This is a genomic window from Leptolyngbya sp. NIES-2104, assembly GCF_001485215.1.
Taxonomy (GTDB): Bacteria; Cyanobacteriota; Cyanobacteriia; order Leptolyngbyales; family Leptolyngbyaceae; genus Leptolyngbya.
This window is the reverse complement of the sequence record NZ_BBWW01000001.1, coordinates 5313749-5326523: the sequence shown is the minus strand read 5'-3', so window position 1 is coordinate 5326523 and position 12775 is coordinate 5313749. Positions and strand designations below refer to the sequence as shown.

Here is a 12775-nt window from a genome sequence, read left to right as displayed (position 1 = left end):
AGTGATCGCGTTCCTCGTCGAACAAGTTCCTGAATTACGCTTTTTGAACGCAGGCAAGTTTTATAAAACGGCGAAAGAGTTTCTGCTGAGAATCTAAGTATACGTAAGGATGATTTCGCGGAATGCTATTTGTAGCAGACGTTCTTTGCTTTAAATCCGTGCAATCACTGAAGTAGTGCATTTCATCTATCAAGATTTTGTGTAGGAATTGTTAAGGCTTTGTGCGTGCTGAAACCTTAAGTCTGGGTAAACTTCGTTACATACGTATAAGTACCAACCCAGTTTAAGAAGTGTAAAGCGATGCCCGATCGTAAGAAACTCATTGAAGTCTCCCTCCCTCTAGAAGAGATTAACAAACAGTCAGCGCGTGAAAAGTCGATTCGTCACGGGCATCCTTCGACACTGCATCTTTGGTGGGCGCGGAGACCGCTTGCATCTTGTCGGGCTGTATTATTTGCATCTTTGGTCGATGATCCTTCTGCACGACCCGAAGAGTTTCCAACTGAAGAAGCACAGGCAACAGAGAGAAAGCGACTGCTGGAATTGATCGAAAAACTGGTGGCTTGGGAGAATGTGAATAATCAGGCATTGTTAGCAGAGGCGCAAGCAGAGATTCTGAAATCGACGAATGGGAATCCGCCTCCGGTGCTTGACCCGTTTTGTGGTGGGGGATCGATTCCGTTGGAGGTGCAGCGGTTGGGGTTGGAAGCTCATGCGAGTGATATCAATCCGGTGGCGGTGCTGATTACGAAGGCGTTGATTGAGATTCCGCCGAAGTTTAAGGATCTGCCGCCTGTGAATCCGGAGGCACAGAAGCAACTGAAGGCGAATCAATGGTTTGGGGCGCAAGGGTTGGCGGAAGATGTGCGCTACTACGGGAAATGGATTCGGGATGAGGCAGAAAAGCGGATTGGGCATCTGTATCCGAAGGTGAAATTGCCAAAGGAATTGGGTGAGGGTGAGGCGACGGTTATTGCTTGGTTGTGGGCGAGAACGGTGAAGTGTCCGAATCCGACTTGTGGATGTCAGATGCCGCTTTTATCTTCGTTTGTTCTATCTTCAAAGAAGGGGAAAGAAGCTTACTTAGTACCTGAAGTCTCAGGACAAGAAGTTAAATTCAGTATCAGCAATAAGCCACCTCAACGATACGAAGATCCAAAAAAAGGATTCAAACGCGGAACATCAGGAATTTTTGAATGCGCCTTCTGTGAGACGGTAACAACAAGAGATTATGTATCTGAGCAAGCGAAAGCCAAGTTTCTAGGCATTGTACCAACAGCCGTAGTAGTTCAAGCCAAGAGAGGTAGATTGTATCTACCTGCTTACTTTGCTCCTTGTCCTGAGATTCCAAAGGTTGATACTACAGATCTAGCAATAGAATTTGCTCCAAATCCTCGCGATTTATGGTGCCGTAACTTTGGATTGTATACTCCCGCAGATCTTTTTACTCCTCGTCAACTTGTCGCCCTTACTACTCTCAGTGATTTAGTTAAAGAAGCACACAAACAGATATGTCATGACATCAATCAAGCTAGAGAAGCAAGCTCAGAGAAGAATTCAACTGATTCGGCAGTTTATGCAGATGCAGTCACAACTTATTTAGGACTTGCTCTAAGCAAACTAAGTGATAGTTTATGTGCATTAGCAACATGGTCACCGAGTACAGATCAGGCAATTCACGCTTTTACAAAACAAGCTATTCCAATGGTGTGGGATTACGCTGAATCTAACACTTTTAACAACGCTGCTGGTGACTATATAACTACGATTAAGACTGTAGTTCGTGCAATCAATAATCTTGGAAAAGGACTGCCTGGTTACGCTCACCAGCAGGACGCAACAAAGTATGTTAGAGATACTTCTGTGCCAGCACTTGTATTTACAACTGACCCTCCATACTATGACAACATTAGTTACGCAGAATTGTCTGACTTCTTTTATGTTTGGCTGCGTCGTTCACTTGAGGATATTTATCCTACCCTCTTCAGCACGATAGCAACTCCAAAAGAACAAGAATTAGTTGCTGCACCGTATCGATTTGGAGGCGATAAAGAAAAAGCTCGCCAGTTTTTTGAGGATGGACTGCACGAAGCATTTAGAAGAACTTACGAAGCCTCTCATCCTGACTATCCATTCACTGTCTTCTATGCCTTTAAACAAACTGAAGTGAAAAAGGATAGTGCAAATGCGCTGAGGATTGCTGCATCTACAGGATGGGAGACTATGCTGGAAAGTCTGATTCAATCAGGCTTTAGTGTAACTGGAACGTGGCCTATGAGAACAGAAAGAGACAATCGAATAGTGGGACAGGGCAAGAATGCTCTTGCTTCTTCAATCGCTCTCGTCTGTCGCCCTCTCCCCACCAACGCCGCCAAAACCACCCGCCGCGACTTCCTCACCGCCCTCAAACGCGAACTCCCCGCCGCCCTCCGCGCCATGCAGCAAGGCAACATCGCCCCCGTCGATCTCGCCCAAGCCAGCATCGGACCCGGCATGGCAGTCTTCTCCCGCTACAAACAAGTCCTCGAATCCGACGGCTCCCCCATGCGCGTCCGCACCGCCCTACAACTGATCAACCAAACCCTCGACGAATACCTCACCGAACAGGAAGGCGAACTCGATGCCGACACCCGTTGGGCACTCACCTGGTTCGAGCAACACCAATTCGAGGACGGTAACTTTGGCGATGCCGAAACCCTCTCCAAAGCCAAAGTCACCAGCATTCAAGGCTTAGTCACCGCAGGCATTCTCACCGCCAAATACGGCAAAGTCCGCCTTCTGCACCGCGACGATCTCCCCGCCCAATGGAACCCCATAGGCGACACCCGCATCCCCGACTGGGAAGCCACCCAACACCTGATCAAAACCCTGCAAGAACGCGGAGAACATCAAGCCGCATTCCTGCTCAACCAACTCGACCCCGATCGCGCTGAAATCTACCGCGATCTCGCCTACCGCCTCTACAACATCTGCGATCGCAAATCCTGGACCCAAGAAGCGATCGCCTACAACAGCCTTGTGATCTCCTGGGCAGAAATCACCCGTCTCGCCGCTCAATCCGCCTCCACCCAGCAAATCGAACTCCTCCCCATATAAGTCATGGCAATCACCAACAAAGAACGAGTCGGTCGCGCCCTTGATCTCCTGCGAGACGGTCTCTATCCTTTCATCGATCGAGAACTCAAAAATCGCTATCGTTCCGCTTGGCTCACCCAAATCACCCCCACCCTCAGCGCCAATCGATCGTCCAAATCCACCCCAGAGCAAATGCTCCAAGAAGACGTTTCACTTCAGTTGAAACTCATCGATCGACTATGGAAAGACGTTTTCGGCAGTATCTTCAGCAAACACCATCGCGCCTACATCAACGAACTCCTTGAAGTTCGGAATACTTGGGCACACAGCAATTTTTCGACTGAAGACACCGAGCGGGCATTAGATACGATCGTCCGTCTCCTGAATGAAATTTCCGCCCCCGAAGCCGAAATCATTGAGAAGCAACGCCAAGAACTTCGCCGCCTGCGCTACGAAGAACAAGCCCGTCGAGAAACCCGCCGCGCCGCTGCCACTTCCCTCGAAGGCACACCTGTTAGCGGACTCAAGCCCTGGCGCGAAATCGTCACGCCTCATCAAGATGTCGCTTCCGGTCGCTATCAACAAGCCGAATTTGCAGCAGATCTCTGGCAAGTTTTTCTGGACAAAGGCTCCGATGAATACCGCCTACCCAACGAATTCTTCCGCCGCACCTATCTAACCGATGGACTCAAACATCTACTCGGAAATGCCTTAACCCGACTCAGTGGCAAAGGTGGCGACCCCGTCATCGAACTTCAAACCAACTTCGGAGGCGGCAAAACTCATGCCATGCTCTCCCTCTATCACCTTTGTTCTGGAGTCGATGCCAAAGACTTACCTGGATTAGAGCCAATTTTTGCAGAAGTCGGCGTTTCTGAACCTCCTCAAACTGTCAATACCGTTGTGCTGGTCGGTAACAAGATTTCTCCAGGACAACCCCACGAAAAACCCGATGGCACGATCGTTCACACCCTCTGGGGCGAAATCGCTTGGCAACTCGGCAAATCAGCAGGCGGAACCCAAGAAGCCAGAGCCGCTTACGAAATGATTCGCCAATCCGACGAAACTGCCACAAACCCCGGCGATGTGCTCACCTCACTCTTTAACCGTTATGCTCCGTGTCTAGTTCTAATCGATGAGTGGGTTGCTTATGCCCGTCAGCTTCACGAAGAAAACGACCTTCCCGCCGGAAACTTCGATACTCACGTCACTTTTGCCCAAACCCTAAGCGAATCTGCCAAAAACGCCGATCGTACTCTCCTCGTCGTCAGCATTCCGGCTTCTGATATCGAAATTGGTGGCGATCGCGGAAAACAGGCACTCGATCGGCTCAAAAATGCGATCGGGCGAGTCGAATCCCCGTGGCGACCCGCCAGCGCCGAAGAAAGCTTTGAAATTGTGCGTCGCCGCCTCTTTCAACCGATCAACCCCGATGCCTACATTGCGCGCGATGCGGTCGTTCGTGCTTTCTTCGATCTCTATCAAAATCAGGCACAAGAATTTCCCTCCGAATGCCGCGAAGCTAGCTACAAGCGTCGCCTTGAAGAAGCGTATCCGATTCATCCTGAAGTCTTCGATCGACTCTACTCCGACTGGTCAACCCTCGACAAATTTCAGCGCACCCGTGGCGTTTTACGCTTGATGGCAAAAGTGATTCATTCTCTTTGGGACAGAGGAGACAAGAACCTTCTGATCATGCCTGCCAGTATCTCAATGGATGATACTCAAGTGCAGACCGAACTCACCCGCTATCTAGACGATCCTTGGGTTCCAGTGATCGAAAAAGATGTGGATGGTGCAAACTCGCTACCTGTTTCGATCGACAATCAAAACCCAAACTTAGGACGCTACTCTGCCTGTCGCCGCGTCACTCGAACCATCTATCTCGGCTCGGCTCCCACGCTCCAAGCCGCAAATCGAGGCATTGAAGATCGCCGAATCAAACTCGGTTGTGTTCAACCCGGCGAAACCGTCGCAACCTTCGGGGATGCTCTCCGCCGCCTCACCGACCAAGCCACCTATCTCTACGTCGATAGCAACAATCGGTACTGGATCTCCACTCAGCCCAATGTCACGCGCACCGCTCAAGATCGCGCCACCCAGATCCAAGAAGACAAAGACCGAATCTGGGAAGAAATCATCAATCGTCTAAAAAGTGATAAGCAGCGGGGCGAATTTGCGGGCGTTCACATTGCTCCTGATTCAACGGCTGACATTCCTGACGAAGAAACAATGGGAGTTCGCCTTGTTGTTCTGAGTTCCCAACATTCTCACATTGCTAAAACCTCAGATAGTGCAGCCCGTCAGCAAGTTGAGGCAATTCTCAGTCACAAGGGAGCGAGTCCCCGCTACTGTAAAAATTTGCTGTTGTTCCTCGTGCCTGACAAAACCAAGGTTGCCATTCTAGAACAAAGTGTCGGTCAGTATTTGGCTTGGGACTCGATCGTTCAAGACAAAACGGTTCTCAACTTAGATGTTTTTCAGAGTAACCAAGCGATCGCTAAACGCACCCAAACAACTGAAACCGTTGACTATCAGCTAAAAGAAGCTTACCAATGGCTGCTCGTTCCCGGTCACGATCCCAGCGCAACTAATCCCAAAGACCAATTAATCTGGACAGAGGTTCGTCTCCAGGGGCAAGATTCTCCGATTCTGCGTGCCAGCCGCAAAGCATTGCATGAAGGTCATCTGCTGACGAATTGCGCGGCGAACTTTCTGCGATTAGAGGCACTCGATCATTATCTATGGCGCGATGTCGATCACCTCGATCTTAAGAAACTCTGGACATACTTATCGAACTACCTCTATCTCCCCAGACTCAAAAACGAGCAAATCCTGATTCAATCGATTCAAGATGGTGCAGCAGCAATGCTTTGGGAGGAAAATTTTGCTTATGCAACGGGTTGGGATGACACGAAACAGCGCTATTTGGGCTTAAAAGCAGGAACGAGAGAATCCTTTACAGTTTCATTGAGTTCCCAAAACTTCATTGTTAAGCCTGAAGTCGCACTCCGTCAGTTGAATGCAGATGAAGCGGCTCGAAATGCGATCGTTGATACAAACAATTCCGCTGAAGTCGGACAAGACCCAAATCACAAGACTCAAGCAAATCAATCTCTCCGAGTTAGTGAAAGCAGTTTGCCATCGATCGCTGCTCCGAAAAAACAGGTACAGCGTTTTTATGGTGCTGTATCGATCGACCCGATTCGGCTCACACGCGACACCTCGCAAATTGCGAATGAAGTGATCCAGCATCTCAGCAGTCTCAATGCCGATGTCCAAATCACGCTCGAAATTCAGGTGAACGCGCCAGACGGCATTCCAGATAACGTCATTCGCACCGTTTCAGAAAACTGCCGTGTTCTACGCTTTTCTCAACAAAGCTTTGAGGAAGATTGAAGTTTTTGTTGACAAGTAAAAAACGATCGCATTCGTCATTTTTGAATCTCTGACAACTGCGATCGCAATCAATCGGTGAAAGTTCGGGCAAGACCATCAGGTTCAAAACGCTGGAATCAAGTTTTCAACTAATCCGATCGCTTGCGATCGGAAGCAGCAAATCGTCGATCAAGTCATCATTAATTCGAGGTTTTCAACTAATCCGATCGCAAAGGATCGGTACAAGGATCGACGAAACCACACAATGGAGGCAACCCGAATTCTGGGAGTTTCCAACTAATCCGATCGCAAACGACCGGTGCAAGAGCTTGCTGCTTTGGCAAAACGATTACAGTGGACGGGAAGTTTCCAGCTAATCCAATCGCAAACGACCGGTGCAAGCAGAATGTAAACCGCTTGCTTGAACCCTGGATGTTTCCAACTAATCCGACCGCAAAGGATCAGTGCAAGATGATGCAAACGTACATCAGGTCTTGGACATCTAGCTGTTTCCAACTAATCCGATCTACAAAGGGTCGGTGCAAGCATTTTCTAAAGATTGCGAAAGAAGAGGACTTACAGTTTCCAACTAATTAGATCGCAATCAATCAACTGAATCTGACCGCGATCGTCTAACTCATACTGAGCTTTGAACTGTCTCTGTAGATTGATCCTTGAAGGATTTGAAATCAGGATAACTCTTTTGTAGCTCGATGTAGTAATCAACTAGCTTTTGCGGCTCATGCCCGTGTTCTTCAGAAATCATGTGGCGAACTTTGCGGATTTGGGTAATCGCTTCATCCTTCTTCGTCATTTTGCGCTCCGATTAGCTCTAATGGCGTGATCAGTGTTGGAACATATAAGCCAAGCATAGCGTTGACTCGTCTGATGTGCCCAAATTTATTTGCGTTTGCCAAATGGCGACAATTCCAAGTTAATAGAAAGTCGCACTTGTGATAGGAAGCCAGAGCAAGATGTAGGGCATCGCCAACCGGATCGTTGGGCATCAGTTGTTGCCGAATATATGTTTCAACGATTTCCACGATCGCGGTTTCAATTGGAACAATGGTTAAATTGCTGAGAAGATCGATCGCTTCAGTTTTTCCCGGAAAGTCGCCGCGGTTGAGTTCATCCAATACTGCAAGACTGGTGACGAGGAAATAATTATCACTGACGGTGTTCCACCAGTCCCGCGTCCAATCGCGCCGCGCCATCATATCAGGCTGAATTCTGACCTCATAGTAGAAGCTGGGAATTGACGTTTCGATGTAGACTTTCGGCTTCATTTGATCAAGCGGCTTGAAAATAAATGCGATCGCATTCGTGAAAACGCGATCGCAGCAAATTGATTATTGCAATTAAACAACTAATCCGAGCGCAAAGAATCGGCGCAAGTTTGCTGTATTCAATCGACAAACGACAAACGATGGGCAGTTTCCAACTAATCCGATCGCAATTGATCGGTGCGAGATGCGTGAGACTCATACTCCAAGTTTCATCTACTGGTTTCCAACTAATCCGATCGCAATCAATCGGTGCAAGGAACATTCCCAAGTCGATCGACCTGTCTGCGATACTCGTTTCCAACTAATCCGATCGCAGAGGATCAGTGCAAGAAAGACACAGACCCAAACTATTTCAACAAAATTCACTTGTTTCCAACTAATCCGATCGCAAAGGATCGGTGCAAGTAAAACTGATCCGACTGCAAACCAAAGACCGATGGTAGTTTCCAACTAATCCGATCGCAAAGGATCGGTGCAAGTCAACGCCAAGGAAATCATTTGACGAATATCCAACGGTTTCCAACTAATCCGATCGCAAAGGATCGGTGCAAGCAAACAAGTCGAAACCTCGATCTTAATTATCAGTCAGTTTCCAACTAATCCGATCGCAAAGGATCGGTGCAAGAACAATCACTTGAACAAATTAGAGGGCGCTACCCTAATGCGGAGTTTCCAACTAATCCGATCGCAAAGGATCGGTGCAAGTCATGCCCGTTGGTGACAGCACTACCCGAACTACGAGACAGTTTCCAACTAATCCGATCGCAAAGGATCGGTGCAAGTCTGAATTGTCATGCGTTGGCATACTGCAAAAATGAGTTTCCAACTAATCCGACCGCAAAGGATCGGTGCAAGCCCCCGTGTCGTTGTCGAGTTTCTTGAGCGGTTCAGTTTCCAACTAATCCGATCGCAAAGGATCGGTGCAAGGTTTGATGTATCTCCAGAGTTAAGCCCCATTATTGGTGGGTTTCCAACTAATCCGATCGCAAAGGATCGGTGCAAGTTCTACCGACAATTCCACTATTTCCTACACCTACACGTTTCCAACTAATCCGATCGCAAAGGATCGGTGCAAGGATTAGGAAGGAGTCCAATCATTAAAAGTGTAGATCGTTTCCAACTAATCCGATCGCAAAGGATCGGTGCAAGTAGGCGGAATTTCATTCTGTTCAAAAACATTGCAGGCATTTCCAACTAATCCGATCGCAAAGGATCGGTGCAAGTGCTCAAGACCTGGAAGACCGTGCTTTAGCTGCAAGGAATTTCCAACTAATCCGATCGCAAAGGATCGGTGCAAGCGATTCCGCCTAATCGATCGATCGATTGGAATGAAACAATTTCCAACTAATCCGATCGCAAAGGATCGGTGCAAGCTTTTTACCAGTTACAGCAGCAGGCGCGATCGTAATTTCCAACTAATCCGATCGCAAAGGATCGGTGCAAGCTGTTGATGCGTCGGGGTGAAGATCCGATTCATCATTTCCAACTAATCCGATCGCAAAGGATCGGTGCAAGTTGTGTGACCCAAAATCACAACCCGATTTACAAGGCGATTTCCAACTAATCCGATCGCAAAGGATCGGTGCAAGGAATCGCTCATGCACGGAAAGATTGTCGCCAAAGCATTTCCAACTAATCCGATCGCAAAGGATCGGTGCAAGCCTCTTGTACGAAATCTCCCAAGCATTGCAACTGCATTTCCAACTAATCCGATCGCAAAGGATCGGTGCAAGAGAAGTGCTCTACTTTAATCAGTCGTAAAGCGTTCATTTCCAACTAATCCGATCGCAAAGGATCGGTGCAAGGACGTTAGACGATCGCATTACTGAAAATATGGAAAAATTTCCAACTAATCCGATCGCAAAGGATCGGTGCAAGCCAGAATTATGAATTCCGTTGTGATGAGTGCGAACATTTCCAACTAATCCGATCGCAAAGGATCGGTGCAAGTGATGCCCTTAACAAAGAAAATCGCGAATCTAGCGGATTTCCAACTAATCCGATCGCAAAGGATCGGTGCAAGAAACGCACGGCTGAAGAACAAGAAGCGATTCGGCGGAATTTCCAACTAATCCGATCGCAAAGGATCGGTGCAAGTTTTCCGAATGATTGGAAAGGTTTCGTACGTTATTACATTTCCAACTAATCCGATCGCAAAGGATCGGTGCAAGAAAAATGCGGCTATGTCTCCTAGAAAGAATCCGCACGATTTCCAACTAATCCGATCGCAAAGGATCGGTGCAAGTTAAGTATGAGCTACTCGCTTGTGAGGAGCGAGAAATTTCCAACTAATCCGATCGCAAAGGATCGGTGCAAGCTACTAATATGATGCTTCCTAAACCACGGCTAAAATTTCCAACTAATCCGATCGCAAAGGATCGGTGCAAGGTATTGTTTTGAAACAACAATCATTGTTTACGTTTTTATTTCCAACTAATCCGATCGCAAAGGATCGGTGCAAGAATACGAATCGGCAGATGTTTCGGTTTCGGGCATGGGGATTTCCAACTAATCCGATCGCAAAGGATCGGTGCAAGATAGGTGGGTTCGATACCTGCTTTGATCGTTTGATTTCCAACTAATCCGATCGCAAAGGATCGGTGCAAGTTAGAAACAGTGAATCTGTAACTTTCATTGGTTGGTTTCCAACTAATCCGATCGCAAAGGATCGGTGCAAGCAAACGATCGAACGAGTTTTCAACGCTCTTATGTGTTTCCAACTAATCCGATCGCAAAGGATCGGTGCAAGCCCAGCTTCTAGAAGCCAGTCTCTATCTGGATTCTACACCCGATTTTGGCAAACCTCTCTTTGAAAATCAATAAACCTCTTCTTATTGAAAACAATTTAATGCAAAATCGCTGAAACTCTCACCGTTACTGAATCGCGAACCTCCACGAAAGAATAAGGGTTTCAGCCGATCGCCGACCTTTGCCAAAAATATCACTCGTCTCCCCAAAGTCGTCGAAATCCAAACGGTTCACCCTGCAAAAACCGCAAAAACTGCTCACACTCCTGCGACTCATCCGGAAAAATCGTCAACCACTCCAAAAACTCACCCGTTACCCTCGGTTCCGGCTTCCCCTCCGGATCTTGCTTCTTCTTCACCAGCTTCACCCGTGGATACATCCGATGCCACAATCGCCCAATCTGTCCCACCTTCCCAGTCAACCCACTCGATCGATAAATCGATCCTTCCGCCTGCACACGAGCAATTCGCTCCTGATACGCTCCATGAAACCAGCGAATCGCCTCACTCTCCTCCCCACTTGCCGCCAATCGCCCCCAAACCTGCACCCGCTCCGGATGCCAAGCCTCCCGCCAATCCGCCGCCCGTGCCGGATTCGGACTCACCTGCTGAAACCGCATCCAAGCCGCAGCCGTGTCTCGCACCTTCTCAATAAATCCCCCTAGCTGATCGAGCGATCGCACTTGCACATCCCGCCGCAACGCCATTTCCCCCAACCATTGCCAATGACACCCAATCAGCGGCTTATAGCGATCGTTCTCGTAGTACTCCTCAAAAAACAAGCGATGATCCGCTCGTCGCCAAGACTTCCCAAATCCGCCGAGTACGATCGCAAACTGAACCAATTGCGCCAGTAGTTTCTTCAGCGTTTCCTCATGCGTGGGATCTTTTAGCGATCGGGCTAACAGTAAACTCAGTTCTCCTTCGACCTCATAAGCGATTTGCTCATAAGCCGATCCAGCTTGGAACTTCGGTAAAGCCAATCGAGATTCCTGAAAGCGCAAGCCAACCAGTCCCACAACACCATGACCGCTGACTCCGCCAAACAACTCTTCGACTAAGCGTTTTGCAGTACGATCGTCGGTCAGTCCACCAAAGATTCTCAGTGCATGACCCCGCAACGCTGCCCGAAAAATGTTCGGACGAAATTCGCCGCTACCATTGAGCAGTTTTGGAGCTTGTCCCTGTCCTTTGAGGCGAGTGCGGTAGAGAACTTTCAAGCCTTGAGCGACAGAAGTTTCGCGGCTGGTTTCAACGTGACCGTAGCCAGCACAGACGCGACTGCCTAATCCAGTTGCGATCGCGCTTTCCCAAATCTGCCAAACCTCCTCCCAATTCACATCTTTAGCGCTGCTAGAAATACTAAATTGCAGAGTTGGTTTGTAGAGGGATATCTGAGCAAATGCAGCCGATTTTTTCGCTTGGTCTTCGACTTGCCAGCCTTGTTGGGGATGGACAATATCGACCAGGTTTTCTGTCCAACTGGTGTCGATCGGATAGCCACCTTGAAACCGTAGAATTCCAGGTTTTTCAAGATTGCCACAGTACTTTGCGGCTTGTTCGGGAGTGCAAGCGCGGCGAAACAGTCCTTTCATGCTGCTCCCCGGATAGTACACCCAGCCCCGCGCCCCAATCACCGGACGAATCACACTATCATCCATGCCGCAATTGGTGATCAATCGCCAAGTAATTTTGTAAGTTCTCGATCGAACAGTCTCCCCTAGTTCCGGTAGCTCAGGGTAGACTTTATCGACCCATTCATCTGTCCATTGCACTGCATCCGGTTCTTCATCTTTCAAGATGCGCTGAAGTTGGCAGCGTCCATTCACTTGTGCCCGAAACAGCATCGGGACTTTCTTGTGTGGCTCAGGAATCACTGTCATCGACTAATCTCCCGACTTTGTAGCGTTGTGTCCACCAGACGACACAATCACAGAGTTGTGTCAGAACCGCGATCGCGATTCGTTGATCTTCTAATCTCAATGCCCATAGCTTCTCTGACATCGCTTGGACTTGTTTCACATCATTGACATTGACTGGATCATTGGGAATCGTTACGCCTGCTCGTTTCATGATGGCAACGAGTTCATCCCACGTTTCTTTCCAGTAGTCTGATTTCTGTTGTTCTTTTCCACTGAGGCGTAAATGTTCACCCCAGAACCGTTCCAGCCCGTAAGCGACTGCCATTCGCATCTTATGGGACTGATTGAGTGATTGTGAATCTCTTGCTCTGGCATTCAGGACTAATTTTTGAGCAATGCGATCGAGATCATAAGATTTCCAACCCAT

At 48.4% G+C, this 12775-nt stretch carries 6 protein-coding genes and 1 CRISPR repeat array; of the genes, 2 read left to right on the top strand and 4 right to left on the bottom strand.

Going from position 1 to position 12775, the window contains the following annotated elements; all coding sequences use genetic code 11:
- The first annotated feature begins 300 nt into the window (after nucleotides 1-300).
- Complete coding sequence (locus NIES2104_RS25565; RefSeq protein WP_059001131.1) at nucleotides 301-3096, top strand: DUF1156 domain-containing protein; 2796 nt, start codon at nucleotides 301-303, stop codon at nucleotides 3094-3096.
- A 3-nt stretch (nucleotides 3097-3099) separates the two neighbouring features.
- Entirely contained in the window at nucleotides 3100-6474 is a 3375-nt protein-coding gene (locus NIES2104_RS25560) for a Swt1 family HEPN domain-containing protein (RefSeq protein WP_059001129.1), read from the top strand.
- Between the two features lie 616 nt (nucleotides 6475-7090).
- On the opposite strand, the gene NIES2104_RS31975 is transcribed toward NIES2104_RS25560, so the two are convergent.
- The 4 genes from NIES2104_RS31975 to NIES2104_RS25540 all read right to left on the bottom strand — a co-directional run bounded on the left by NIES2104_RS31975 (nucleotide 7091) and on the right by NIES2104_RS25540 (nucleotide 12775).
- A complete protein-coding gene (locus NIES2104_RS31975; protein WP_156427050.1) occupies nucleotides 7091-7267 on the bottom strand; it encodes a hypothetical protein in 177 nt (58 codons plus the stop codon).
- Nucleotides 7251-7739 carry a type II toxin-antitoxin system VapC family toxin gene (locus tag NIES2104_RS25550; protein WP_059001124.1) on the bottom strand — a complete coding sequence of 163 codons (489 nt, stop codon included), beginning with the start codon at nucleotides 7737-7739 and terminating at the stop codon, nucleotides 7251-7253. Before NIES2104_RS25550 ends, NIES2104_RS31975 begins: the two co-directional genes overlap by 17 nt.
- A gap of 73 nt (nucleotides 7740-7812) precedes the next feature.
- Nucleotides 7813-10488: direct repeats of the CRISPR family, unit length 36 nt; unit sequence TTTCCAACTAATCCGATCGCAAAGGATCGGTGCAAG.
- 192 nt (nucleotides 10489-10680) lie between these two features.
- Entirely contained in the window at nucleotides 10681-12369 is a 1689-nt protein-coding gene (locus NIES2104_RS25545) for a hypothetical protein (protein WP_059001122.1), read from the bottom strand.
- Complete coding sequence (locus NIES2104_RS25540) at nucleotides 12353-12775, bottom strand: hypothetical protein (protein ID WP_059001120.1); 423 nt, start codon at nucleotides 12773-12775, stop codon at nucleotides 12353-12355. Before NIES2104_RS25540 ends, NIES2104_RS25545 begins: the two co-directional genes overlap by 17 nt.

Excerpts from the sequence above, each read along its gene's own strand:
- NIES2104_RS25540 (WP_059001120.1), bottom strand. The coding sequence starts at position 12,775 with ATGGGTTGGAAATCTTATGATCTCGATCGCATTGCTCAAAAATTAGTC.
- NIES2104_RS25545 (WP_059001122.1), bottom strand. The coding sequence starts at position 12,369 with ATGACAGTGATTCCTGAGCCACACAAGAAAGTCCCGATGCTGTTTCGG.
- NIES2104_RS25565 (WP_059001131.1), top strand. The coding sequence starts at position 301 with ATGCCCGATCGTAAGAAACTCATTGAAGTCTCCCTCCCTCTAGAAGAG.
- NIES2104_RS25550 (WP_059001124.1), bottom strand. The coding sequence starts at position 7,739 with ATGAAGCCGAAAGTCTACATCGAAACGTCAATTCCCAGCTTCTACTAT.
- NIES2104_RS25560 (WP_059001129.1), top strand. The coding sequence starts at position 3,100 with ATGGCAATCACCAACAAAGAACGAGTCGGTCGCGCCCTTGATCTCCTG.
- NIES2104_RS31975 (WP_156427050.1), bottom strand. The coding sequence starts at position 7,267 with ATGACGAAGAAGGATGAAGCGATTACCCAAATCCGCAAAGTTCGCCAC.